This window comes from Pseudomonas sp. 20P_3.2_Bac5 (assembly GCF_025466035.1).
Classification (GTDB): Bacteria; Pseudomonadota; Gammaproteobacteria; order Pseudomonadales; family Pseudomonadaceae; genus Aquipseudomonas.
The window spans coordinates 44,575-69,382 of the sequence record NZ_JANLOA010000019.1; the positions used below are offsets into that span (position 1 = coordinate 44,575).

23 protein-coding genes, 5 tRNA genes and 1 riboswitch are annotated in these 24,808 nt (G+C 61.2%); of the genes, 4 read left to right on the forward strand and 24 right to left on the reverse strand.

Annotation, left to right across the window (positions count from 1 at the left end):
- Positions 1–74: 74 nt before the first annotated feature.
- On the reverse strand, positions 75–1,154 hold the full coding sequence (locus NTD88_RS03225) for an aromatic ring-hydroxylating dioxygenase subunit alpha (protein ID WP_262155571.1): 1,080 nt from the start codon (positions 1,152–1,154) through the stop codon (positions 75–77).
- A gap of 31 nt (positions 1,155–1,185) precedes the next feature.
- The gene (locus NTD88_RS03230; RefSeq protein ID WP_262155572.1) at positions 1,186–2,139 is read right to left on the reverse strand and encodes a PDR/VanB family oxidoreductase; all 954 of its coding nucleotides are present in this window, start codon (positions 2,137–2,139) and stop codon (positions 1,186–1,188) included.
- Positions 2,140–2,396: 257 nt separating this feature from the next.
- Here NTD88_RS03230 and NTD88_RS03235 point away from each other — a divergent pair, with 257 nt between their 5' ends.
- The gene (locus tag NTD88_RS03235; RefSeq protein ID WP_262155573.1) at positions 2,397–2,861 is read left to right on the forward strand and encodes a MarR family winged helix-turn-helix transcriptional regulator; all 465 of its coding nucleotides are present in this window, start codon (positions 2,397–2,399) and stop codon (positions 2,859–2,861) included.
- Between the two features lie 8 nt (positions 2,862–2,869).
- On the opposite strand, the gene NTD88_RS03240 is transcribed toward NTD88_RS03235, so the two are convergent.
- A tRNA-Arg gene (locus tag NTD88_RS03240) sits at positions 2,870–2,946 on the reverse strand.
- A 294-nt stretch (positions 2,947–3,240) separates the two neighbouring features.
- On the opposite strand from NTD88_RS03240, the gene NTD88_RS03245 reads away from it, so the two are divergent.
- The gene (locus NTD88_RS03245) at positions 3,241–3,429 is read left to right on the forward strand and encodes a hypothetical protein (protein WP_095156842.1); all 189 of its coding nucleotides are present in this window, start codon (positions 3,241–3,243) and stop codon (positions 3,427–3,429) included.
- On the opposite strand, the gene phnN is transcribed toward NTD88_RS03245, so the two are convergent.
- Complete coding sequence (phnN, locus tag NTD88_RS03250) at positions 3,426–4,022, reverse strand: phosphonate metabolism protein/1,5-bisphosphokinase (PRPP-forming) PhnN (RefSeq protein ID WP_262155574.1); 597 nt, start codon at positions 4,020–4,022, stop codon at positions 3,426–3,428. The genes NTD88_RS03245 and phnN overlap by 4 nt on opposite strands.
- Before the next feature lie 338 nt (positions 4,023–4,360).
- Here phnN and NTD88_RS03260 point away from each other — a divergent pair, with 338 nt between their 5' ends.
- Positions 4,361–4,687 (forward strand): Arc family DNA-binding protein, encoded by a 327-nt coding sequence (locus tag NTD88_RS03260; protein ID WP_003254499.1) that lies wholly within the window; start codon positions 4,361–4,363, stop codon positions 4,685–4,687.
- Between the two features lie 120 nt (positions 4,688–4,807).
- Here the strand turns inward: NTD88_RS03260 and mgtE are convergent, their stop codons facing one another.
- The 8 genes from mgtE to alaS form a co-directional block, all read right to left on the reverse strand.
- On the reverse strand, positions 4,808–6,250 hold the full coding sequence (mgtE, locus tag NTD88_RS03265) for a magnesium transporter (RefSeq protein WP_262155575.1): 1,443 nt from the start codon (positions 6,248–6,250) through the stop codon (positions 4,808–4,810).
- A gap of 371 nt (positions 6,251–6,621) precedes the next feature.
- Positions 6,622–6,698: transfer RNA gene (locus tag NTD88_RS03270), tRNA-Arg, on the reverse strand.
- A gap of 77 nt (positions 6,699–6,775) precedes the next feature.
- Positions 6,776–6,852, reverse strand: a tRNA-Arg gene (locus tag NTD88_RS03275).
- 76 nt (positions 6,853–6,928) lie between these two features.
- A tRNA-Arg gene (locus tag NTD88_RS03280) sits at positions 6,929–7,005 on the reverse strand.
- 108 nt (positions 7,006–7,113) lie between these two features.
- Positions 7,114–7,204 (reverse strand) — tRNA-Ser (locus tag NTD88_RS03285).
- 72 nt (positions 7,205–7,276) lie between these two features.
- Positions 7,277–7,465, reverse strand: coding sequence for a carbon storage regulator CsrA (gene csrA / locus NTD88_RS03290; RefSeq protein ID WP_010226667.1), 189 nt, complete (start codon positions 7,463–7,465; stop codon positions 7,277–7,279).
- Between the two features lie 180 nt (positions 7,466–7,645).
- On the reverse strand, positions 7,646–8,881 hold the full coding sequence (locus tag NTD88_RS03295; RefSeq protein ID WP_095156839.1) for an aspartate kinase: 1,236 nt from the start codon (positions 8,879–8,881) through the stop codon (positions 7,646–7,648).
- Between the two features lie 86 nt (positions 8,882–8,967).
- The gene (gene alaS, locus NTD88_RS03300; RefSeq protein ID WP_262155577.1) at positions 8,968–11,592 is read right to left on the reverse strand and encodes an alanine--tRNA ligase; all 2,625 of its coding nucleotides are present in this window, start codon (positions 11,590–11,592) and stop codon (positions 8,968–8,970) included.
- A 225-nt stretch (positions 11,593–11,817) separates the two neighbouring features.
- Positions 11,818–11,970, forward strand: a riboswitch (FMN riboswitch).
- A 95-nt stretch (positions 11,971–12,065) separates the two neighbouring features.
- On the opposite strand from alaS, the gene NTD88_RS03305 reads away from it, so the two are divergent.
- On the forward strand, positions 12,066–12,572 hold the full coding sequence (locus tag NTD88_RS03305; protein WP_095156837.1) for a 6,7-dimethyl-8-ribityllumazine synthase: 507 nt from the start codon (positions 12,066–12,068) through the stop codon (positions 12,570–12,572).
- A gap of 64 nt (positions 12,573–12,636) precedes the next feature.
- Here NTD88_RS03305 and astE read toward each other — a convergent pair whose 3' ends face one another.
- The 12 genes from astE to NTD88_RS03365 form a co-directional block, all read right to left on the reverse strand.
- Entirely contained in the window at positions 12,637–13,647 is a 1,011-nt protein-coding gene (gene astE, locus NTD88_RS03310) for a succinylglutamate desuccinylase (protein ID WP_262155578.1), read from the reverse strand.
- A gap of 11 nt (positions 13,648–13,658) precedes the next feature.
- Positions 13,659–13,949, reverse strand: coding sequence for a topoisomerase II (locus tag NTD88_RS03315; protein WP_262155579.1), 291 nt, complete (start codon positions 13,947–13,949; stop codon positions 13,659–13,661).
- 14 nt (positions 13,950–13,963) lie between these two features.
- Entirely contained in the window at positions 13,964–15,313 is a 1,350-nt protein-coding gene (astB, locus tag NTD88_RS03320; protein ID WP_262127482.1) for an N-succinylarginine dihydrolase, read from the reverse strand.
- 25 nt (positions 15,314–15,338) lie between these two features.
- Positions 15,339–16,805: a succinylglutamate-semialdehyde dehydrogenase gene (astD, locus tag NTD88_RS03325; RefSeq protein ID WP_262155586.1), complete on the reverse strand. Its 1,467-nt coding sequence runs from the start codon at positions 16,803–16,805 to the stop codon at positions 15,339–15,341.
- Entirely contained in the window at positions 16,802–17,827 is a 1,026-nt protein-coding gene (gene astA, locus NTD88_RS03330) for an arginine N-succinyltransferase (RefSeq protein ID WP_262155580.1), read from the reverse strand. Before astA ends, astD begins: the two co-directional genes overlap by 4 nt.
- Before the next feature lie 72 nt (positions 17,828–17,899).
- Positions 17,900–18,919, reverse strand: coding sequence for an arginine/ornithine succinyltransferase subunit alpha (aruF, locus tag NTD88_RS03335; protein ID WP_095156831.1), 1,020 nt, complete (start codon positions 18,917–18,919; stop codon positions 17,900–17,902).
- A 132-nt stretch (positions 18,920–19,051) separates the two neighbouring features.
- On the reverse strand, positions 19,052–20,272 hold the full coding sequence (locus NTD88_RS03340) for an aspartate aminotransferase family protein (RefSeq protein ID WP_262155581.1): 1,221 nt from the start codon (positions 20,270–20,272) through the stop codon (positions 19,052–19,054).
- A gap of 323 nt (positions 20,273–20,595) precedes the next feature.
- On the reverse strand, positions 20,596–21,576 hold the full coding sequence (gene argR, locus NTD88_RS03345) for a transcriptional regulator ArgR (protein WP_095156829.1): 981 nt from the start codon (positions 21,574–21,576) through the stop codon (positions 20,596–20,598).
- A 135-nt stretch (positions 21,577–21,711) separates the two neighbouring features.
- Complete coding sequence (locus NTD88_RS03350) at positions 21,712–22,476, reverse strand: ABC transporter ATP-binding protein (protein WP_262127481.1); 765 nt, start codon at positions 22,474–22,476, stop codon at positions 21,712–21,714.
- A gap of 66 nt (positions 22,477–22,542) precedes the next feature.
- The gene (locus NTD88_RS03355; protein ID WP_262127480.1) at positions 22,543–23,241 is read right to left on the reverse strand and encodes an ABC transporter permease; all 699 of its coding nucleotides are present in this window, start codon (positions 23,239–23,241) and stop codon (positions 22,543–22,545) included.
- Complete coding sequence (locus NTD88_RS03360; RefSeq protein WP_262155582.1) at positions 23,238–23,927, reverse strand: ABC transporter permease; 690 nt, start codon at positions 23,925–23,927, stop codon at positions 23,238–23,240. The genes NTD88_RS03355 and NTD88_RS03360 overlap by 4 nt, the downstream gene beginning before the upstream one ends.
- Before the next feature lie 89 nt (positions 23,928–24,016).
- Positions 24,017–24,802 carry an ABC transporter substrate-binding protein gene (locus tag NTD88_RS03365; RefSeq protein WP_262127478.1) on the reverse strand — a complete coding sequence of 262 codons (786 nt, stop codon included), beginning with the start codon at positions 24,800–24,802 and terminating at the stop codon, positions 24,017–24,019.
- Positions 24,803–24,808 lie beyond the last annotated feature (6 nt).

Here is a 24,808-nt window from a genome sequence, read left to right on the forward strand (position 1 = left end):
GGGTCATCGCCCGCGTGCCAGTTTCGCGTTACCAGGTATCGCCCCAGGCGATACCTCGCCTGGGGCCGGTGACATCAGGCAGACGCCAGGCGTAGCCGTTCGATGATCTTGCGCGCGCGGTTGGCGCCGACATCCACGTGGATATCGACCATCGGCCGGGGACCGAAACCGAGCATGTTCTTGTACTGGGCCTCGATCACCACCTTGTCTTCATCGAAGGTCAGCGCGGTCTGCTCGACAACCTTGGCCTTGACCTCTTCGACATTGCTTTCGGGGTTGGTCGCCATGGTCCAGAAGTAGTGGCTGGTCGTCTCGGTCTCTGGCGTCACGCCATGGAAACCGCGCATGTGGAAGCCGCCACGGCGAGGGTCATCGAGGGCGTCCGTTCCGGCATCGACCGCGCCGGTCCAGATGCGCAAATGGCTGACCAAAAACTCGATTTCCTGCCAGCGATCGACCTTGCCCTTGAAGGGATACGCCGCGCTGTACGTCGGGGGTGGCTGCGACCCGGGCATGTGGCGGACCACTTTCACCGAGGTGTCATCACTCTCGACGCGCATCTGCGCATTCATGTGAACGCTGGCGTTGCCGCCGATGGTGCGCAGGTGCACATAGCCCAGGTGGCTCAGGTCCAGCAGGTTGTCGTGGATCAGTTGATACGGCGCATCGTAGTGATAGATGCCGCCTTCGAAGACGTATTCGCCGCTGCTGTGAACCTCGTACGCCGGCGGTTCGATCGTTGGCTGCGGCTGCGAGGCGCTGCCGAACCAGATCCAGATGATCTGGTCGCGCTCTTGAACGGGATATGCCTGGACCCTGGCCTTGGTCGGCACCTTCGCCTGGCCCGGCACCTCAAGGCACTGCCCCGTGGCGTCGAACAAAAGGCCGTGATAACCGCAACGCAAACCCTGCTCTTCCAGCGTGCCGCTGGACAGCGGAAGTGCCCGGTGACAGCAACGATCCTCGAGTGCGGCGGCCTTGCCGTCAGCGGTGCGGAAAAGCACCACCGGCTTGCCCAGCAATGTCCGGCCAAGCGGCTTGTCCTTGAGCTCCCAGGCGAACCCGGCGACGTACCATTGGTTCAGCGGGAACTTCGGTTCTTCGGCTGTCGCGCCTATCGCGTGGGCAAGCGCGTGAGCATGGGATGCACTCATAACGATCTCCTTTCATCTTCTTGTTGGGGGGTCACAGGTCCAGCACCAGGCGGGGGCTGTTCGAACGTGAGCAGCACGGGGTGAAACGGTCATTGCGGGCGTGTTCCGCTTCGGTCATGAACTGATCACGATGGTCAGGCTCACCAGCCAACACCCCTGTCATGCAGGCGCCGCAGATGCCCTGCTCACAGGAACTGTCGATATCGATGGCGTTCTCCAGCAGCACCTCAAGCACGGTGCGGCTGGCCGGGATGCTGATGACCCGCCCGGAACGCGCAAGCTCGACGTCAAAAGCACGGTCGCCCTCAAGCACCTGGGGCGGCGCGGCGAAATCCTCTCGATGCATCTGCTGGTCGTTCCAGCCGCAGGCGTTGGCGGTGGACTGAACATGGGTCATGAAGCCCGCTGGGCCGCAGACGTAAAGCTGGTCACCCGCGGCAGGGCTCGCGAGCACCTGCGCGACATTGAACCGCTGCTCGACAGGTCCGTCATCCACATGCAGTCGAAGGTGGCGGCTGAAAAGCGGGCTGTTCAGCAGCTCAACAAAGGCCAGGCGCTGAACCGAACGTCCGCAGTAATGCAGCTCGAAATCCTTGCCGGCGGCAATCAGGGTATGAGCCATTGCCAGGATCGGCGTAATGCCGATGCCTCCCGCGAACAGCAGATAGCGCTGGCCCGTCAGGTCGAGGTCGAACAGGTTTCTCGGTGTGCCGATAGTGAGCCGGGCACCCTCCCCGACATCCAGGTGCATGCCCCTTGAACCGCCACGGGATTCGGCTTCGTGAAGCACGGCAATCAAATAGCGACCTTGCTCCTGCGGGGAATTGCACAGCGAATACTGCCTAACCACACCTGGGGCAACCTGAACATCGACATGCGAACCCGCGGTGAACGCGGGCAACGCCGCCCCCTCCACGGCGAGCAGTTCGAAACTGCAAACGCCATCGGCTTCGATGGTTTTCTGTGACACACAAACTTCGAGCATGAGCCTGCCCTCACCACGGTTATGCAGTGTTTGAAAATGAGTACGGGAGTGCCGGGCACACCGGCGGGAAAAGCGGGGTTTACGGATCAGGCAGGAACGAAGGGCACAAGCGAGTCATGACACGGGACCTCTGGTTTTTGTTGTAGTGTCGCGTGCGCTTATGATGCGGACGCGCAATCCTCACGTGATTTTCATCCTAGCCATTTTAGTTGCGGTGTCAACTAATTTCATTTCAATGCACGGGTATCTCTCCTGCCATGCCACATACGCCACTTAATCTGGAGCGCTACGTACCGGCGCTGCTGACCTTCCTGACCAACAAAATGTCGAGTGGCGCATCCGCCTGCTACCGCAAGCATTTCGGGATTGGCATCGTCGAATGGCGACTGCTGGCGATGCTCGCGGTTGAAAACAACATCAGCGCCAACCGTATGGTTCAGGTGATCGGACTGGACAAGAGCGCCATCAGCCGGGCACTGCAAACGCTTGAACGGGATGGGCACATATCGACTGAGGTGGATGCAAAAGATGCGCGTCGCTACACCGTCTCGCTCACTGAAGCGGGGCATGCGCTGCATGATCGGGTGCTGGTCACCGCGCTGGAGCGGGAGCGGTTGTTGCTGGGGGATTTGACAGAAACAGAGGTGGAAACACTCATCGGTTTTCTGCACCGGATGACTGCTCAGTTGGACAAGGTGAATGCGGTGGAGCCAGAGGAGTGAAATCGAGATGGTGTCCCAGGGCCGGTTCGAACGGCCAACCTTCCCCTTAGGAGGGGGATGCTCTATCCAATTGAGCTACTGGGACACAAGCCGGCAGCGGACGCCGCGCGGCGGAAGGCGTGCATGTTAACCAGCAGGGCGTTATTTGTCATGCCGTGAATCGGGCTTTTTGCCTGCCGACGTCGCGAGGCTTACGTAACCAATCGTGCATTCTGCAACAAAGCATAAAGCCATCATTGCAGGATGCACGAAAACGCCAGCTCAAATAACATCTAACTAATTGATTTAAAAGTAAAATTTTAAAAAATTCGATTGGCACGACAACTGCTGTATCAACCACAATGGAATGTATTGATCCCACAGCCCTGGAACCCACGCCATGAATCACGTCCTCATCGCCTTGAATGCCCTTGCCCTGACGGCCGTGATCGGGTTGAACCTCATGCCTGCGCAAACTTCTGTGGGCTCTCTGGATTACAAAACCTCGATGCAGCCAAACCGTGCCGTTCTCGGCGAGGCACCGCAGCAGTCCGCCACTCCGGTCGCCGAGCATACCCTCTCCTTCTAGACGTTACTGACGCCCTCTTCCCGCAGTATCGCCAGCAGGCGCTGCACGGCAGCGTCGAGCGTCGAGGAATTGTCCAGCAGGTACACACCCTCATCGAATTGACCTGCAATCCGCAGGTTGCGCGCCAGTCGCTCCTCGATTTCCGCTACGCCTTCCCGGGCGCGGCGCAGCAGTCGGTCTCTCAAGACTTCTGCAGACGCCGTAAGAAGAATCGGCACCAAGTCAGGATACTTCGCACGCGCCGCCGGCAAGTGGCCACGGGAGCCGTTGACCAGGACCGACCGGCCTTCAGCGAGCCAGGTATCGATCTCCACAGGGATGCCGTACGACAGGCCATTGGCCTGCCAATCCAGCGCGAAAGCCCCATTCGAACGTAGCGTGGCGAACTGCCATGGCGATACACTATGCGCCACTTCGCCCACCGCCTCGGCGGAACGAGTAATGACGCGTCGGGCGACAGCCACCCCCAACGCCTGCAACGCAGGTCGTGCGTGATCAATCACACTGTCCTTGCCAGACCCGGAGGGTCCCATCAGGTAGATCAACCTGCCGTGGGCGGCCAACGGGCCGTCGCCCCTTGCGTCATGCTGCATAGCCACTATGCTCATAGATAGGAAAGCCCGCGCATTCTAGGCGCTTTCCATGACCTTTTCGCCTGTTGCTGATGGCAGGTAAAAAGGTGGCTGAATCGGAAAAGTGGTGACACAAAACTTTTCAAACCAGTACTCATTTCTGATAATTGGTACTGGCAAAAAGCCTCCACCCGGTTCAATATTTGTCACAGAATTGACGCCAAGGAACCGGCGACAATGAGGCATCATAACGGCCTCATTCACAATTCAGGTTGAACATTTGACCGTGATGATGGTCGTAGTCTCATCGCGCGGCCAATTTCAAGAACCGCTTCCCCTGAACTAAACCGGTCAATTATATGCGCCCAATGAAACAGGCTATTTACTCAAGCCGCACCGCAGACAAATTCGTCGTCCGCCTACCCGACGGAATGCGTGAGCGCATTGCCGAGGTTGCGCGTAACCATCACCGCAGCATGAACTCCGAGATCATTGCCCGCCTGGAGCAGAGCCTTATCCAGGAAGGCGCACTGGGAGACGAGCTGAGCATGCGCCTGGACAGCCCGGAACTGTCCCTGCATGAACGCGAGCTGCTGCAACGCTTCCGTCAACTGTCCCATCGCCAGCAAAACGCCCTGGTGGCTCTGATCGCCCACGACGTAGAGATGGCCGCGGACGCTTCCTGACCTTATTCCTGAACCCGCTTCAGAACAAAACGCCCGATGCATTGCACCGGGCGTTTTGCTTTTCGGCGCTCACAAAAAAAGCCAGCATCTCAGCTGGCTTTCTTTTACTTCAGCTGGGCATCACAGCAGGAACAACGTGGCCAGGCCGAGGAAGATGAAGAAGCCACCACTGTCGGTGACCGCAGTAATCATCACGCTGGACCCCATCGCGGGATCTCGCCCGAGTCGTACCAGGGTCATCGGAATGAGTACGCCCATGAGCGCCGCCAATAACAGGTTGAGCGTCATCGCCGCCATCATCACCAGCCCCAGCGACCAACTGCTGTAAAGCAGGAAGGCAACTACACCGATTACACCACCCCAGATCAGGCCATTGAGCAAAGAGACCGCCAGTTCCTTGCGCATCAGGCGCGTGGTGTTACCGGGACTGACCTGATCCAGCGCCATGGCCCGCACAATCATGGTGATGGTCTGGTTCCCGGAGTTGCCACCAATACCGGCCACGATTGGCATCAGTGCAGCCAGCGCCACCAGCTTCTCGATCGAGCCCTCGAAAAGGCCGATCACCCGCGAAGCAAGGAAGGCAGTGATCAAGTTGATCGCCAGCCAGGCCCAGCGGTTGCGCAGAGAGCGCCAGACCGATGCGAAGATATCTTCTTCTTCGCGCAGACCCGCCATGTTCAGCACTTCGCTTTCGCTTTCCTCGCGGATCAGGTCGACCATCTCATCGATGGTCAGACGGCCGATCAGGCGGTCGTTCTTGTCGACTACGGGCGCTGATACCAGGTCATAACGTTCGAACGCCTGGGCCGCGTCATAGGCGTCCTCGTCGGGGTGGAAGCTGACCGGGTCGCTGGCCATTACTTCGGAAACCTGCTTGTCCGGGTCGTTGACCAGCAAGCGCTTGATCGGCAGCACGCCTTTGAGGATGCCGTCGTAATCGACCACGAAGAGCTTGTCGGTGTGCCCTGGCAGCTCCTTGAGCCGGCGCAGGTAACGCAGAACCACTTCCAGGCTGACGTCTTCGCGGATGGTGACCATCTCGAAGTCCATCAACGCACCTACCTGCTCCTCGTCGTAGCTCAGGGCTGAGCGCACACGCTCACGCTGCTGGCCATCGAGGGTTTCCATCAACTCATGGACAACGTCACGGGGCAGTTCAGGGGCGAGGTCGGCGAGTTCGTCGGCGTCCATTTCCTTGGCGGCGGCGAGCAACTCATGATCGTCCATGTCGGCGATCAGGGTTTCACGCACCGCGTCGGATACTTCGAGGAGAATGTCGCCGTCTCGCTCAGCCTTGACCAGCTGCCAGACCGTCAGGCGGTCGTCGAGGGGCAATGCTTCGAGAATATGGGCAACGTCGGCGGAGTGCAGGTCATCGAGCTTGCGTTGCAGCTCGACCAGATTCTGCCGGTGAACCAGGTTTTCTACCCGGTCTTGATGATGGCCTTCCTGGCGGTGAGTGAGATCTTCCACCACGCGCTGGCGATGGAGCAACTCGACCACCTGGGCCAGGCGATCCTGCAGGCTATCTTGCGTCTTTTTTACTTCGACTTCAGTCATAGGCGAACTCCACTCCCAGCAGCGGAGCACGCCGGGAGATCAATCAGTCACATCGTGATTGGCAAAACGAGCTATTGAGTAACTACTGGGTAAGTCCATGGTGGTATTCCACAAGCCCCGGCGGGGCTGACGGGCGCAATCATACACCGCTTGAGCTGCCAGAGGCTGAAAATATCGGCGAAAACAATCGTTTGCGGAAATGACCGACGCAAACGCCCGAATCCATCAATGCGACGGCAAGCGCCCGAAAAAGAGCACATGCGCCAACTAAAAATTAGCACGCCCTATCGATTGCTCGATGACCTTTTATTAATCGGAGAAATAAACGCGGAAAACAAAAAGCCCGCCATTAAGGCGGGCTCTTCGTTATATGGTGCACTCGACAGGATTCGAACCTGTGACCGCTCGGTTCGTAGCCGAGTACTCTATCCAGCTGAGCTACGAGTGCAGGGTTGGTACTTGATGGACCAGATCACCTCTGGTTGAAGCAGAAGAAACTTCCTGATGGAAACCACTTCTTTTATATGGTGCACTCGACAGGATTCGAACCTGTGACCGCTCGGTTCGTAGCCGAGTACTCTATCCAGCTGAGCTACGAGTGCAGGGTTGGTATTTGATGGACCAGATCACCTCTGGTTGAAGCAGAAGCAACTTCCTGTTGGAAACCGCTTCTTTATATGGTGCACTCGACAGGATTCGAACCTGTGACCGCTCGGTTCGTAGCCGAGTACTCTATCCAGCTGAGCTACGAGTGCATTTGAAGCCGCGCATTATAGTTCGCTTAATCGTTTTTACAAGTGCTTTTTCGTTTAGTTTCAACGACTTAGCAATTTGGATCAGATTACAGCGCCCTACATGAATAATGGCGGAGAAGGGGGGATTCGAACCCCCGATACCCTTGTGAGGTATACTCCCTTAGCAGGGGAGCGCCTTCGGCCACTCGGCCACCTCTCCGCAACACGGGGCGTATAATAACCAGAGCTTTCCCCGTTTGCAAACTCTTTTTTGAAAAAAAATCGATAAAAATTAATGGGTTGGTTCTTCGTCCTTCTCTTTCTTGATCCGAAGGTAGATTTCCTCACGGTGTACGGCCACTTCCTTGGGGGCGTTCACACCGATCCGCACTTGATTTCCTTTGACGCCGAGCACGGTCACGGTGATTTCGCCATCGCCAATAATCAGGCTCTCTGCGCACCGACGAGTCAGAATCAACATACCTTTCTCCTCACGCAATTCAGTTCAGGGACAACAGTCTGCAAAAAAAAGGGCTTCAGCCTACAACCAGGATGGCTATCGACCTACACCTAAGTATTGACCAGCGCGGACAAAAGAACAGATTCCACACCAGCCAAAAAAGAAGGGGCGCGGCCTGGCCGCGCCCCTGGGGACCAACGCTTACTCGCCCTGACGGGACGGAGCGTCCAGCTCGAAAGCCGTATGCAGCGCGCGTACAGCCAGTTCCAGGTACTTCTCTTCGATGACCACGGAGACCTTGATCTCGGAAGTGGAGATCATCTGGATATTGATGCTCTCCTTGGCCAGCGCTTCGAACATGCGGCTGGCAACGCCCGCGTGGGAGCGCATACCGACGCCGACGATCGAAACCTTGGCGATCTTGGTATCGCCAATGATTTCCCGAGCGCCGATTTCACGTGCGGTGTTTTCCAGCACTTGCTGCGCCTTGGCGTAGTCGTTGCGGTGCACGGTGAAGGTGAAGTCGGTGGTGTTATCGTGCGAAACGTTCTGCACGATCATGTCGACTTCGATGTTGGCGGCGCTGATCGGGCCGAGGATCTTGAAGGCAACGCCCGGAGTATCCGGTACGCCACGGATGGTCAGCTTGGCTTCATCGCGGTTGAAGGCGATGCCGGAAATGATCGGCTGTTCCATGGATTCCTCTTCATCAATAGTAATGAGGGTACCCGGACCCTCCTGGAAGCTGTGCAGCACGCGCAGCGGAACGTTGTACTTGCCGGCGAACTCGACGGCACGGATCTGCAGCACCTTGGAACCGAGGCTGGCCATTTCCAGCATCTCTTCGAAGGTGATCTTGTCCAGGCGCTGGGCCTGGGACACGACGCGCGGGTCGGTGGTGTAGACACCGTCCACGTCGGTGTAGATCTGGCACTCATCAGCCTTCAGCGCTGCCGCAAGGGCCACGCCGGTGGTGTCGGAGCCGCCACGACCGAGGGTGGTGATGTTGCCGTGCTCATCGACACCCTGGAAACCTGCGACCACAACCACGCGGCCGGCCTTGAGGTCGCCACGGATCTTCTGATCGTCGATTTGCAGAATGCGCGCCTTGTTGTGCGCGCTGTCGGTGAGAATCCGCACCTGGTTGCCGGTGTAGGAAACCGCCGGAACGCCACGCTTCATCAGTGCCATGGCGAGCAAGGCGATAGTCACCTGCTCACCAGTGGAAACGATCACATCCAGTTCACGCGGAACCGGCTGATCGCTGATCTGCTTGGCAAGGTCGATCAGGCGGTTGGTTTCGCCGCTCATCGCCGACAGCACAACCACCAGGTCATCGCCAGCTTCGCGGAATTTCTTGACCTTTTCGGCAACCTGCTCGATTCGCTCGATTGTGCCGACCGAAGTACCGCCAAATTTCTGTACGATCAACGCCATTTCAAAGCCGCCTCAGCCCGTGAAGGGCACCCAATAAACAATCACAACGCCCGCGGCCCGCCACTAGACGACGGGCCGCAGGCGCCTCAGACACCCTGCTCTACGAATGGCACGGTCAGGGCCAGTGCGCCGTCCAGCGCCGCGGCGTCCACGCCACCGCCTTGCGCCATGTCCGGACGACCACCGCCCTTGCCGCCCACCGCCGCAGCGGCTTGCTTCATCAAATCACCGGCTTTGAGTTGGCCGGTAAGGTCCTTGGTCACGCCTGCGACCAGTACGACCTTCTCTTCGTGGACACTGCCGAGCAGGATCACTGCGCGGCCGAGCTTGTTCTTCAGTTGATCGACCAGCGCCAGCAGGGCCTTGCCATCCTGACCGTCGAGACGCGCAGCCAGCACCTTGACGCCCTTGACGTCCACCGCGCTGTTGGCCAGGTCGTCACCGGCGGCACTGGCGGCCTTGGCCTGCAGTTGCTCCAGTTGTTTTTCCAACTGGCGGTTGCGCTCGAGCACAGCCGACAGCTTGTCGATCAGGTTGTCGCGACTGCCCTTGACCAGTTGCGCGGCTTCCTTCAACTGCTCTTCGGCGGCGTTCAGGTAAGCCAGCGCCACAGCACCGGTGACCGCTTCGATACGACGGACGCCGGAGGCCACACCGCCTTCGCTGATGATCTTGAGCAGACCGATATCACCGGTGCGCTTGGCATGGATACCACCGCACAGTTCAACCGAGAAGTCGCCGCCCATGCTCAGGACACGCACATTGTCGCCGTACTTCTCGCCGAACAGTGCCATGGCGCCTTTGCGCTTGGCGGTTTCGATATCGGTCTCTTCGGTTTGCACCTCGGAGTTCTTGCGCACTTCGCGGTTGACGATCTCTTCCAGCGCCTTGATCTGCTCTGGCTTGATCGCTTCGAAGTGGCTGAAGTCGAAACGCAGGCGCTGGCTGTCCACCAGCGAGCCTTTCTGTTGTACGTGATCGCCCAGTACCTGACGCAGCGCGGCGTGCAGCAGGTGGGTGGCCGAGTGGTTGAGCGAGGTAGCGTGCTGGACATCGGCATCGACCTTGGCTTCAACCTGGGCGCCAACGCTCAGGCTGCCACTGGCAACGATGCCGTGGTGCAGGAACGCGCCACCGGTCTTGGTGGTATCACGCACGTCGAAACGCACGGCGCCCGCCAGCAGGTAACCGGTGTCGCCCACCTGGCCGCCGGATTCGGCGTAGAACGGCGTGCGATCGAGGATCACCACGCCCTCCTCGCCTTCGCCCAGTTGCTCAACGGACTGGCCGTCTTTGTACAGGGCGACGATTTTGGCGCTGTCTTCTGTGGTGGTGTAGCCGGTGAACACGGTGTCCACGTCGACCTTGACCAGGCTGTTGTAGTCCAGGCCGAAGGCGCTGGCGGAACGGGCGCGCTCGCGCTGGGCGTCCATTTCACGCTCGAAGCCAGCTTCGTCGATGGTCAGCTCGCGTTCGCGGGCGATGTCGGCGGTCAGGTCCATCGGGAAGCCGTAGGTGTCGTACAGCTTGAACACCACGTCGCCCGGCACCACGTTGCCTTTCAGTTCGGCCAGGTCCTGCTCGAGGATCTTCAGGCCCTGTTCCAGGGTCTTGGCGAACTGCTCTTCTTCGCTTTTCAGCACGCGCTCGATATGCGCCTGCTGGGATTTCAACTCAGGGAAGGCTTCGCCCATCTCGCCCGCCAGCGCGGCGACGATCTGGTAGAAGAAGCTGCCCTTGGCGCCGAGCTTGTTGCCGTGACGGCAAGCGCGTCGAATGATGCGGCGCAGCACATAGCCACGGCCTTCGTTCGATGGCAGCACGCCGTCGGCGATCAGGAAACCGCAGGAGCGAATGTGGTCAGCGACCACCTTGAGCGACGGCTGGGCGTCGTTGCTGCAGCCGATGGCCTTGGCCGAAGCGGCCAGCAGGCTTTGGAACAGGTCGATTTCATAGTTCGAGTGAACGTGCTGCAGGACCGCGCTGATGCGTTCCAGGCCCATGCCGGTGTCCACCGAAGGCGCCGGCAGCGGGTGCAGGACGCCGTCCGCGGTGCGGTTGAACTGCATGAAAACGTTGTTCCAGATCTCGATGTAGCGGTCTCCGTCTTCTTCCGGCGAACCGGGCGGGCCGCCCCAGATGTCGGCGCCGTGATCGTAGAAGATCTCGGTGCACGGGCCGCACGGGCCGGTATCGCCCATGGTCCAGAAGTTGTCGGAGGCGTAGGGCGCGCCCTTGTTGTCGCCGATGCGGACCATGCGCTCGGCCGGAACGCCGACTTCCTTTGTCCAGATGTCATAGGCTTCGTCGTCGGAGGCGTAGACCGTGACCCAGAGCTTTTCCTTAGGCAGGTTCAGCCACTTGTCCGAGGTCAGGAAGGTCCAGGCGTAGGTGATCGCGTCACGCTTGAAATAGTCGCCGAAACTGAAGTTGCCCAGCATTTCGAAGAAGGTGTGGTGGCGCGCCGTGTAGCCGACGTTTTCCAGGTCGTTGTGCTTGCCGCCGGCACGCACGCATTTCTGGCTGCTGACCGCGCGGGTGTAGGCGCGTTTTTCCTGGCCGAGGAAGCAGTCCTTGAACTGGTTCATACCGGCGTTGGTGAACAGCAGGGTCGGGTCGTTGCCCGGAATCAGGGAGCTGGAGGCGACTCGGGTGTGTCCCTGCTCTTCGAAGAATCGAAGGAAGGCTTCACGGATTTCTGCGCTTTTCATAGGTTCTTCCACGGAAACGGCGGCCTGAGGCAAATGTGCGCGTCAAATAGACGAAACGACGGCAAAGGGCCGCATTATATCTAGCCTGAGTGCCGGGTGCAGTGTGTTTATACGATCGAAGCCCGCATTCAGGATGAAATGACGTTTATCCAGGCGATTTAGTTAGCAGGCTATACGTTCCGCCAAAAACTATGTTACAAACGGCGTCGCCATCACAGGTGATGGCAACGTTCTCAGGGCGGGGTGCAACTCCCCACCGGCGGTAATTGCGCGCAATGCGCATAGCCCGCGAGCGCTTGCAGGCACGGCTTGCTAGGTCAGCAGACCCGGTGTGATTCCGGGGCCGACGGTCATAGTCCGGATAAAGAGAGAACGGGATAGACACCGCTGTGTCCGTTCGTCCACGCATTGCGGGACGACCATCCCTTTCGATCCAGATGCCCTGTTTTTCATATAAACAGGAGTCCGTTTCAATGCAACCAACCCCAATCGACAGCAAGTCCCACGGCAACGAACGTATCGCTTTCGTCCAGGCGTGCTGGCACAAAGATATCGTTGACCAGAGCCGCAAAGGCTTCGTCGAGGAAATGGCCAAGCACGGCTATCAGGCCGGCGATATCGATTTCTATGAAGTCGGCGGCGCCTTCGAGATCCCGTTGCACGCCAAGCTACTGGCCCGCAGTGGCCGCTATGGCGCCATCGTCGCCGCCGGCCTGGTGGTGGACGGCGGCCTGTACCGTCATGAGTTCGTCGCCCAGTCGGTGATCAGCGGCCTGATGCAGGTTCAACTGGAAACCGAAGTGCCGGTGTTCTCAGTGGTCCTGACCCCCCACCACTTCCACGCCGGCGACGAGCACCAGAAGTTCTTCTTCGAGCATTTCGTGCTCAAGGGCCAGGAAGCGGCGAACACCTGCGCTGACACGCTGTTGAAGCTGCGGGCACTGCGTCGCAGCGAAGTGCCGCAGAAAGTCGCGGTATAAATGAGAAGGCCGCGGAGTGATCCGCGGCCTTTTTCGTTGGCCTGACCTAATCGCTTGCCAGCGACTACTGGCCCAGGCCCTCTGTCGAGGCGGGCACGATCAGGATCCCCGCGCGCAAGCCGTTCTTGACCTTCGGGTTGGGGAAGATGATGCGAGCCCCCTCCTCCTCGACGACCCAGCGCGTCTCGGCCAGGTCTTCGGCCAGCAGATAGCCCTTGGACAATTCCGAGAAATTCTCGATGTCCGCCGGCAAGTGCAGGTGGAAGTTGTCGCTGTGCTTGATGATCTCGCGGGCGACGCTGAACAGTTGCAGGCCATCCAGCCCTTCCGGCTGCTCGGGCTCGGTGCCTTCGATGATCTGGACCAGCCGCGCCTGGAGCCGGTCGAGATTGACCTGCTCGTTCTGTCCGAAAGGCCGCGCCTTGCCCAGTTCCAGGGTGAAGGACTCGGCCTCGAGCTGTTCGTAGGTGAAGGCGGTAAAGGTGATGGAGGTCTTGCTTTGCAACAACACCGCTTCCATGCCGGCGGCGCGCAGACGGGCCAGTTCGCGGCGAGAGTGCTGGCGCCCCTCTTTATAAGGATAGAGGGCGAACTGCTCGATCTTCGAACCACGGATGGCGGTGTGCAGGTCGTAGTGCAGCCGGGTACGCCCCGGCAGGCTGAAAAAGGTGGTCGCCAGGCGTTCCAGTTCACAGGCGCGCAACGCCTCCGAACCGCTGGACAGCTCATGACGGCCGTTGAACAGGCGATTGACGTCCTGTTCAAGGTAACGCTCACCGCGCCGAATCGCCTCGGGGTTACCGAACAGGAACAGAATCCGCGCCCGGGGCTTCACGTCACCGCGGGCGATGCCGTGCAGCAGTTCGTCGAGCAACTCGATGGGCGCGGTTTCATTGCCGTGGATGCCGGCGGACAGGAGGATATCCAGGCCGATATCCCGCGATTCCGGCGGGCGGACTTCCAGCGCGCCCTCGGCGAGCCAGCGCAAGCGCACGCCCTCGACCGTCAACTGGGTCTTCTCCGCCGGTTCACGACCGGCAAGGGTCAGCTCAAGCAGTTTGCCGAGGGCGAGCATGGTGTCGTTCCTTAGTGATGATGTCCGCAATCGGGACCGTGGACGTGATCGTCATCGTCGCCGGCATCGGCCGGCTCCATTTCCAGTTCCAGGCTGACCAGATTGGTGGCCAGCGGACGCAGCAGCAGGGTGGCGTATTCGCTATCGCCCTCTTCCACGTCGACGCCGATCAGCAACTGGCCGCGGCCATCCTGCTGGATCCAGACTTCCTTGCCTTGCCAGATCACCGCAAAGCGGCTGGTGGAGACTTCGCGCGAGTTGCCATCTTCATCTTCAAGGATCAGTTGCAGGGCGTCGGACATGTTCAAGTGCTCTTTCAGGGTTGGAGTTGGAACGGATAGACCGAGCCCAGTTGCAGAATCCGGGTCAGTTCATCCAGTGCCGTACGACACTCCGTCAGCAGTTGCGGATCGGCCAGGTCGCTTTCAACCAGGCGGTCGCGGTAGTGCTTGTCGACCCATTGGGTCAGGGTGTCGTACAACGGCGCCGTCATGATAACCCCTGGATTGACCGCCGCCAGTTCCGTTTCATTCAGGGCCACGCGCAGGCGCAGGCAAGCCGGACCACCACCGTTCTGCATGCTCTGCTTGAGGTCAAAGACGCGCACCTCGCTGATCGCACTGCCCTGGCCGGCCAGCGCCGACAGGTAAGCCCAGACCCGCTCGTTGTTACGGCACTCTTCCGGCACCACCAGCAGCATCGAACCGTCGTCGCGCGACAGCAACTGGCTGTTGAACAGGTAGGAACGCACCGCGTCCTCCACCGAAACCTGGGCTCGCGGCACGCAGATCGCCTTGAAGTCGCCGCCGCGCTTGGCCAGTTTGGCCTTCAGTTCAGCCAGTACCCGCTCGGTCTCGAGGAAGGCGTCCTCGTGGTAGAACAGCACTTCGCCGTTGCCAACCGCGATCACGTCGTTGTGGAACACGCCCTGGTCGATGACCGACGGATTCTGCTGAGCATAGACCACGCCGTCATCGCTCAGGCCATGCAGGCGTGCCACGGCCTGGGACGCTTCGAGGGTCTGCCGCGCCGGGTACTTCTGCGGCGCCGGGTAGCGGATGTCGAAGGCACTGCGACCGAAGACGAAGAATTCGACGCCCGGCTCGCCGTAGGCACGGCAGAAGCGGGTGTGGTTGGCCGCGCCTTCATCGCCGAACTGCGCCACCGCCGGCAACGCGGCGTGGTGGGCGAAGTGTTGCTGGTTGGCGAACATGGCGCCCAGCACGCGACTGGTGGTCGGGTGCTCGATGCTGCGGTGGTACTTGCAGTTCAGGTTGGCGGCGGTGAAATGCACGCGGCCATCGGCGGTGTCGGCGCTCGGGCTGACCGTCGCCGCGTTGGCCACCCACATGCTCGATGCCGAGCAACTGGCGACCAGCAACGGCATGGCTTCTTTCGCCGCGCGCTGGATGACCTCGGCATCGCTGCCGCTGAAGCCCAGGCGGCGCAGCGCGGCCACGTCCGGGCGCTCCTGCGGGGCCAGCACGCCTTGCTTGAAGCCCATGTCGGCCAGCGCTTTCATCTTCGCCAGGCCCTGACGCGCCGCTTCACGCGGGTTCGAGCCCTGCTGGCTGTTGCTCTGCGAGGCAACGTTGCCGTAGGACAGGCCGCCGTAGTTGTGCGTCGGTCCGACCAGACCATCAAAATTCACTTCAAACGATTTCATCGGCTAAGGCTCCGTGAACCTGTTGTTATAGGGCGACGCCGGGCGTCAGCGTGGCAGGCAGGACAAGGCTCGCGGTTTCCAGCGAAGCCACCGGGTAGGCACAGTAATCCGCCGCGTAATAGGCACTGGCGCGGTGGTTGCCGCTGGCGCCGACGCCACCGAACGGCGCGCTGCTGGCGGCGCCGGTCAGTTGTTTGTTCCAGTTGACGATACCGGCGCGGCTTTCCAGCCAGAACTGCTGGTAGCGCGCATGGGAGTCCGACAACAAACCCGCGGCGAGGCCGTACTTGGTGTTGTTGGCCTCGGCGATGGCCGCCGGGAAATCGCTGTAGCGGATCACTTGCAGCAGCGGGCCGAAGAACTCTTCGTCCGGGCGATCGGCCACGGCGCTGACATCGAGAATGCCCGGGGTCAGCAACGCGGCGCCGGCTTGCGGCTGGGTCATTTCCAGCAACGCGGTGGCGCCGTTGGCCAGCAGGTGCGCCTGGGCATCCATCAAGGCCTTGGCCGCCGCCAGGGAAACCACCGAGCCCATGAACGGTGCGGGCTGCTGGTCGAAGGCACCGACCGAGATGTTCTTGCTCACGTCCACCAAACGCGCCAGCAGCGTGTCGCCCCAGGCGCCTTGCGGCACCAGCAGGCGGCGGGCGCAGGTGCAGCGCTGGCCGGCGGAGATGAACGCGGACTGGATGATGGTGTAGACCGCGGCGTCCAGGTCCTTGACCTCGTCCACCACCAGCGGGTTGTTGCCGCCCATCTCCAGGGCAAGGATTTTGTCCGGGCGACCGGCGAATTGTTGGTGCAGCAGGTTGCCGGTACGGCTGGAGCCGGTGAAGAACAGGCCGTCGATGCCGGGATTGGCAGCCAGGGCCACGCCGGTTTCCCGCGCGCCCTGCACCAGGTTGAGCACCCCCGCCGGCAAGCCGGCGTCGTTCCAGCACTGGACTGTCAGTTCGGCGACCTTGGGCGTCAGTTCGCTCGGCTTGAACACCACGGCGTTACCCGCCAGCAGTGCCGGCACGATGTGACCGTTGGGCAGGTGGCCCGGGAAGTTGTAAGGACCGAACACCGCTACCACGCCATGCGGCTTGTGACGCAAGACGGCGGTGGCGTCGGCCAGCGGGCCGCTTTTCTCGCCGGTACGTTCGCGGTAGCTCTGCACCGAGATCGCCACTTTGTTGACCATGCTGGTCACTTCGGTCGCGGATTCCCACAGCGGCTTGCCGGTTTCCTCACCGATGCAACGGGCCAGTTCGTCAGCGTTGGCCTTGAGTTGCGCGGCGAAGGCCTCCAGGACAGCGATGCGCATGTCCAGCGACTGCCGGGCCCAGCCCGGGAACGCCTGGCGAGCGGCCGCAACGGCCTGCTCGACCTGCTCCGCGCTGGCGCCCTGTCCTTTCCAGACCACGGCCTGACTGACCGGGTCCAGCGATTCAAGGGTCTCGCCCTGACCGGCCAGCCATTGGCCTGCGATGTAGTGAGTGCTCATTATTTGGCCTCCCGGGCAGCGGACAGCGGCACCGCGCGAACCTGGTCGCCAACGCTCAGGCGCAGGCGCTTGGCGGTCTGTGGATCGACCACCAGGGTGCCGGCCGCCAGGCGGGCGGGCGCCGCGGCGATGCGGCAGTCTTCACGCTTGCGGTTGTGGATGATGTAAGGGGTGGCATCGTCGCCCGGCGTACCGACGGCCAGTACCAGGGACTGGCTGTCCTGGACCGCGCGGATCTTGTTGGTCTGGCACTCGATGGCCGGGCCGGCGTCGAAGATGTCGACGTAGCCCTGGTAACTGAAGCCTTCGCTCTTGAGCATCGCCAGCGCTGGCTCGGTATCGCTGTGGACGCGTCCGATAACGCTGCGCGCCGCTTCCGAGAGGAAGCAGGTATAGAGCGGGAACTTGGGCATCAGCTCAGCGATAAAGGCCTTGTTGCCGACGCCGGTGAGGTAGTCGGCCTGGCTGAACTCCATTTTGAAGAAGTGCCGGCCCAGGCTTTCCCAGAACGGCGAACGGCCCAGTTCATCGGACATGCCGCGCATTTCGGCGATGATCTTGTTGCCGAACAGGTCGGGGAATTCGGCGATGAACAGCATCCGCGCCTTGGACAGCAGGCGGCCATTCAGGCCGCTGCGGCTGTCGGCCCGCAGGAACAGCGAGCACAGCTCGGAGTTGCCGGTCAGGTCGTTGGCCAGGAACAGCGTCGGGATCTCCCGATAGATGTTCAGCTCCTGGGAAGCGCTGACGGTCAGGCCGACCCGGTAGTTGTACCAAGGCTCGCGCAGGCCGACGGCACCGGCGATGGCGGAAATGCCCACGACCACGCCGTCGTCGTTTTCCAGCACGAACAGGTAGTCCGCGTCGGCACGCTCGGCCTCGCCGCGAAAGGTCTTCTCGGCCCAGCCGACTCGGTGGGCCAGGCGCTCTTCGTTGGCCGGCAAGGTGGTCAGGCCGGTGCCGGTGCTGCGCGCCAGCTCGATCAGCGCCGGTAGGTCGCTGCTGCGTACGGGACGAACGATCATGCTATCTCCTCGGGCAGGCGCCTGCTGGCACCTGCGAAACTCGGCCGAATTCTTGGTATCAGAACCGCAGTATCAAACCGCGACCAGGCGCACGCTGGCGCCCTCGCCAACACCCAGCGCTTCCAGGGCGTCCGGGCTCAGGTGAACCGGTTTGCCCGGCACCCAGTCCAGTTCCAGCAGTACCGCGCGGTAATCCTGCAACTGGCCATTGGATACCAGGTACTGACGGCCGCCCTTGGTCGGCTGCTCCTGCAGCTTGACCGGTACGACCCGGCTCTGGGCAATCGAACGGATGCCGGACACCCGCGCATGCAGGGTCGGGCCGCCGTCGAAAATGTCGATGTAATGGTCGGTCTCGAAGCCTTCGCGCATCAGGATGTCGAAGGTGATCTGCGCCCGCGGATGAACCTGGCCCATGGCCTCTTGCGCCTCGTCCGGCAGCAGTGGCACGTAGATCGGGTAATGCGGCATCAGCTCGGCGAGGAAGGTACGGCTCTTCAGGCCGCACAGGCGCTCGGCCTCGGCATAGTTGAGATCGAAGAAGTTACGACCGATGGCATCCCAGAACGGCGAGTCGCCGTTCTCGTCGCTGTAGCCAACGATTTCGGTGACCACCGAATCGGCGAAACGCTCGGGGTGGGCGGCCATGAACAGCAGGCGACCACGGGAATTCAGCTCGGCCCAGGCGCTGTTCACCAGTTCCGGCAGCACATAGAAGCTGGTCAGCAGGCTGTTGCCGGTCAGGTCATGGCATTGCGACAGGACGTGGATCTTGTTGTGGATCTTCAGCTCGCGGGACGCATGCACGAAAGTCTCGTTGCGGAAGCTGTAGAACGGCTCGGAATAACCCGCCGAGGCGACGATGGCCGAACAGCCGACCAGCTTGCCGGTGGCGCTGTCTTCGAGGACGAAGAAGTAGCTCTCCTCGCCATTGAAGCTGACTTCGGCGGCGAACGAGGTCTCGGACGCGGCGATCTTGTCGCTCAGGCGACCGGCATCATCCGGCAGGGACGTGACACCAATGGGACTGTCCGCAGCCAGACGCTGTACTTCACCCAGGTCAGCCATTTGCGCGGGGCGCATCACCAGCATGGTGTCACTCCTTTCGGGTATACGGGCCGACAACGGTCGGCGCAAAAAAAGCGGCGTGTGCACACCAGGCACAGGCCACATGAAATCGGTTCGCTGGCCAGTGACGGCCAGCGACGGGACAGCGGAGGCTTATCAGGCCTTGGTCAGCTTGGCGGCAGCGCGCTCGAAACGGTCCAGACCTTCATCGATGTCGGCATCTTCGACCACCAGGCTCGGGGCGAAACGCACCACATCCGGGCCGGCCTGCAGGACCATCAGGCCCTCTTGCTCAGCAGCGTTGAACACGTCCTTGGCCTTGCCTTTCCAGGCATCGGTCAGCACGCAGCCGATCAGCAGGCCGCGACCGCGCACCAGGCTGAACAGGCCGTATTTCTCACCGATCTGCTCAAGGCGGGACTTGAAGCGCTCGTGCTTGGCTTTGACGCCGTCCAGCACTTCAGGGGTGTTGACGATGTCCAGCACGGCGTTGGCGACGGCGCAGCCCAGCGGGTTGCCGCCGTAGGTGGTGCCGTGGGTGCCGACGGCCAGGTGCTTGGCCAGGTCGTCGGTGGTCAGGATCGCGCCGATCGGGAAACCGCCGCCCAGGCTCTTGGCGCTGGAGAGGATGTCCGGGGTCACGCCGTAGTGCATGTAGGCATACAGCTCGCCGGTACGGCCAACGCCGGTCTGCACTTCGTCGAAGATCAGCAGCGCGTTGTGCTTGTCGCACAGTTCGCGGGCGCCTTGCAGGTAGGCCTTGTCGGCCGGGACCACACCGCTCTCGCCCTGGATCGGCTCGATCACGACGGCGCAGGTCTTGTCGGAAATCTGCGCTTTCAGTGCTTCCAGGTCGTTGTACGGCACATGGCTGATACCGGTGATCTTCGGGCCGAAGCCGTCGGAGTACTTCGGCTGGCCGCCGACGCTCACGGTGAACAGGGTGCGACCGTGGAAGCTGTTGACGGTGGCGATGATCTCGTTCTTTTCAGGACCGAAACGGTCGTGGGCAACGCGACGGGCCAGCTTGAACGCGGCCTCGTTGGCCTCGGCGCCGGAGTTGCAGAAGAACGCGCGGTCGGCGAAGGTCGCGTCGACCAGCTTGCGGGCCAGACGCAGGGCCGGCTCGTTGGTGAACACGTTGGACACATGCCACAGTTTGTTGGCCTGTTCGGTCAGTGCCGCGACCAGTGCCGGATGGGCATGCCCCAGAACGTTTACGGCGATGCCGCCAGCGAAATCGATCAGCTCGCGGCCCGACTGGTCCCAGACTCGGGAACCGGCGCCACGCACGGGAATGAACGCTGCTGGCGCATAGTTGGGAACCATTACCTGGTCGAAATCGGCGCGTTGCACCGGAGCTTGCTCAACGGACATCGGAGTCTCCTGAAGAGGAACGCCTGCCTGGAACTGGCGAGCGATGGGGGGATTGTAAGGAGAGATGAACACTCGGCCTTGCCGCCAAGCGACAACTTCTTATAGCGCCAAACCCTGTTTTTCCAAGGCTTTCGGCAATGCGACAAATAGGGTCGCAAAGGCGCAGTTTAAACGGTGCGGGGTGCTGACGGGGAGAAGCGATGCGGGGGATTGAGGGTTTTTCTACGGGGAGATGACCAGGCGGTCATGGGGGTGGGGCGATTGGAGGATAAGGGGGGCTGTTCCGGGCTCATCGCTGGCAAGCCAGCGATGAACCCTGATGTTCAACCCCGCTCGGCAGGCACCGAGGACAATTCGAACGGCGAGCTGCTGCGGCGCTGGTTGCGGTCTTCCCGCGGGGTGGCGCCGAAGAAATTGCGGTACGCGCTGGAGAAGTGGGGGCCGGAGGAGAAGCCGCAGGACAAGCCGATCTGAATGATCGACTTGCTGGTCTGCATCAGCATCTGTCGTGCCTTGTTCAGGCGCAGTTCCAGGTAATACTGGCTCGGCACGCGGTTCAGGTACTGCTTGAAGATCCGCTCCAGTTGCCGACGCGACACACAGACATGCTGGGCAATTTCATCAGTGGTCAGCGGCTCTTCGATATTGGCCTCCATCAGCAACACGGCCTGGGTCAGCTTCGGATGGCTGGAGCCAAGACGGTTCTGCAGGGGAATGCGCTGACGCTCGCCGCCTTCGCGGATGCGCTCCACCACCAGTTCCTCGGACACCGCGCCAGCCAGCTCGGCGCCGTGATCCCGCGCCAGCACCGCGAGCAGGAGGTCCACCACCGACATGCCACCACAGGCAGTCAGGCGATCACGGTCCCAGTCGAACAGGTGACTGGTGGCGATCACCTTGGGGAAACGCTCGGAAAAATCATCCTGCCAGCGCCAGTGCACCGCGGCGCGGTAGCCATCCAGCAAACCAAGCTGCGCCAGCGGATAGACCCCCGCCGACAAGCCGCCCACCACGCAACCGGAACGCACCAGTTGCTTGAGCGCCCCGGCCAGCGCCGCGCCAACCGTCACCGGCGGTTCATCGGCCAGCAAAAACAGCTTCTGGCAGTTTTCCAGGCGCCCGGTCCATGGCTCGCCCGGCAGGCGCCAGTCACCTTCGACCGGGGCTTCGGCCTGGAGAAAGGCCAATTCGTAGGTCACGTCCGGGTGCACCTTCTGCGCCACCCGCAGCACCTCTTCGGCCAGCGCAAGGGTCAGCGCCTTGGTGCTGGGCCAGATGAGAAAACCGATTCGCTGGTTGGTCATAAGGTGCGGTCCGAAACCTGAAGTGAGTCTGACGCCCGTCACTGTAGACGGGCGGGATAATGCCTGGTGCAGGCTGCGCGGGTGGCGCAGCATGACCTATTTTGGTGCAAAGCGGCAGCTTGGTGAGCCACCGGCTTATTTCAGGCTGCCCGAAAGGAACTGCTGCAGACGCTCGGACTGTGGATTGACCAGCACTTCACGCGGGTTGCCGGTTTCTTCCACCAGCCCCTTGTGCAGGAACACCAGTTGGTTGGAAACCTCACGGGCGAAGCCCATTTCGTGGGTCACCACCACCATGGTCCGACCTTCCTGGGCCAGCGACTGCATGACCTTGAGGACATCGCCCACCAGTTCCGGGTCGAGCGCCGAGGTCGGCTCGTCGAACAGCATCACCTCCGGCTCCATCGCCAGGGCACGAGCGATCGCCACACGCTGCTGCTCGCCGCCGGACATGTGGCCAGGATAGGCGTCCTTGCGATGGGCGACGCCGACCTTGGCCAGGTAATGCTCGGCCTTTTCCAGCGCGTCTTTCTTGCTCATGCCGAGCACGTGCACCGGCGCTTCAATGATGTTTTCCAGCGCGGTCATGTGCGACCACAGGTTGAAGTGCTGGAACACCATCGACAGCCGCGAGCGCATGCGCTGCAACTGCCTGGGATCAGCGGCCTTGAGCGCGCCGTCCTTGTTCGGCACCAGCTTGAGCTCTTCGTTGTTGAGCAGGATCTTGCCGGCGTGCGGCTGCTCCAGCAGGTTGATGCAGCGCAGGAAAGTACTTTTGCCAGAACCGCTGGAGCCGATGATGCTGATCACGTCACCGGCCTTGGCGGCCAGCGATACACCCTTGAGCACTTCATGGCTGCCATAGCGTTTATGCAGGTCTTGGACTTCGAGTTTGTACATGCTGTCGGTTCTCACAAAGCGTTCAGTCGTGAACACACGCCAAGGGCGAAAAATTAGCCGCGGGCCTCAGCCCTTGCGCGGCGCCAGGTAGCCGAGCCAGCGGCGTTCGGCAAGCTTGAACAGGCGGACCAGGATGAACGTCAGGCACAGGTAGAACACGCCGGCGGTGATATACGCCTCGAACGGCAGGTAGAACTGGGCGTTGACGGTCCGCGCCGCACCGGTGATATCGATCAGGGTGACGATCGAGGCCAGGCTGGTGGTCTGCAGCATCATGATCACTTCGTTGCTGTACTGCGGCAGCGCCCGGCGCAGGGCCGAGGGCAGCAGGATCCGGCGGTACATCTTGTAGCGCGACATGCCGACCGCCTTGGCCGCCTCGATCTCACCGTGCGGCGTGGCCTTGAGGCTGCCGGCGATGATTTCCGCGGTGTAGGCGCTGGTGTTGATGGCGAACGCCAGGCAGGCACAGAACGTGGCGCTGGACAGCCATGGCCAGAGGAAGCTTTCCCGCACCGCCTGGAACTGGGCCAGCCCGTAGTAGATAAGGAAAAGCTGCACCAGCATTGGCGTCCCGCGGATCACATAGGTGTAGAGCCAGGCGGTGAAGTTCACCACCGGCTGCTTCGACACCCGCATCAGACCCAGCGGGATTGCCGACAGCAGACCGAACAACAGGGAAATCGCCAACAGCTTGAGCGTGGTCAACAGGCCGCCGAAGTACAGCGGCAGGGCTTCCCAGATGACGTTGTAGTCGAAAATCATAGTTCAGCCGCCTTTACGCCAACCGAGTAGCGTTTTTCCAGGTAACGCAGGGCCAGCAACGAGACACTGGTGATCACCAGGTACAACGCCGCCACTGCCAGGTAGAAGGTGAAGGGTTCGCGGGTGGCATCGGCTGCCTGCTTGGCCTTGAACATCATGTCCTGCAGGCCGACCACCGAGATCAGCGCCGTGGCCTTGGTCAGGACCAGCCAGTTGTTGGTGAAACCGGGGATCGCCAGGCGGATCATCTGCGGCACCAGCACCCGGAAGAAAATCTGCAGGTTGCTCATGCCGTAGGCCATGCCGGCTTCAGCCTGCCCCTTGGGAATCGCCATGAAGGCGCCGCGGAAGGTTTCGGACAGGTAGGCACCGAAGATGAAGCCCAGGGTGCCGATACCCGCGATCAGCGGATTGAGGTCGATGTAATCGTTGTAGCCCAGCAGCGGCGCCACGCGATTGAGAAGATCCTGGCCACCGTAGAAGATCAGCAGGATCAGGACCAGATCGGGAATGCCGCGAATCACCGTGGCATAAAGATCGCCCAGCCAGGCCAGCCAGCGCACGGGCGACAGACGCAGGGCGACACCGATAAGGCCGAGTACGATGGCCAGGGCCATGGACGACAAGGCGAGCTGTAGCGTCAGCCACACTCCATCGAGGATGACTGCCCCGTAGCCTTTCAACATGATGAGGTCCTCGACCTTAGGGATGAAAAAATGGTGCAAGCCTCAGAGCTTCTGCTGCTTGCACCATCGAACAGGTGGAACGACGACGGTTACTTGCTTTCCGGGCCGTAGATATCGAAGTTGAAGTACTTGTCCTGGATCTCTTTGTACTTGCCGCTGGCGCGAATACCGGCGATGGCGGCGTTGATGCGCTCCAGGTTTTCCTTGTCGCCCTTGCGTACGGCGATGCCGATGCCGTCACCGAAGTATTTCGAGTCGGTGAAGGCCGGGCCTACGAAGCTGTAGCCCTTGCCGGCGTCGGTCTTCAGGAAACCGTCTTCGAGAAGCGTAGCATCGGCCACGGTGCCATCCAGACGGCCCGCGGTGATGTCCAGGTAGATTTCGTTCTGGGTGCCGTAAGGAACGATGGTGGCGCCTTTCGGAGCAAAAACTTCCTTGGCGAAGCGGTCGTGGATCGAGCCGCGCTGCACACCGATTTTCTTGCCTTGCAGTTCGCTCAGGCTTTCGCTGACAGCGGTGCCGTCCTTCATGACCAGGCGAGCCGGGGTCAGGTAGTAGCGGTTGGTGAAATCAACCGACTTCTTGCGGTCTTCGGTGATCGACATGGACGACAGGATGGCGTCGATCTTGCGGACCTTCAGGGCCGGGATCAGGCCGTCGAATTCCTGCTCGACCCAGGTGCACTTGACCTTCATCTCGGCGCACAGGGCGTTGCCGATGTCGTAGTCGAAGCCAACGATGCTGCCATCCGGCGCTTTCGACGCGAAGGGTGGGTAAGCGGCCTCGATGCCGATTTTCAGCGGTTTTTCGTCAGCCAGCGATGCCAGGGAAAACACGGATAGCGCCAGTGCGCCAAGCAGTGCGAGTTTTTTCATCTGGGA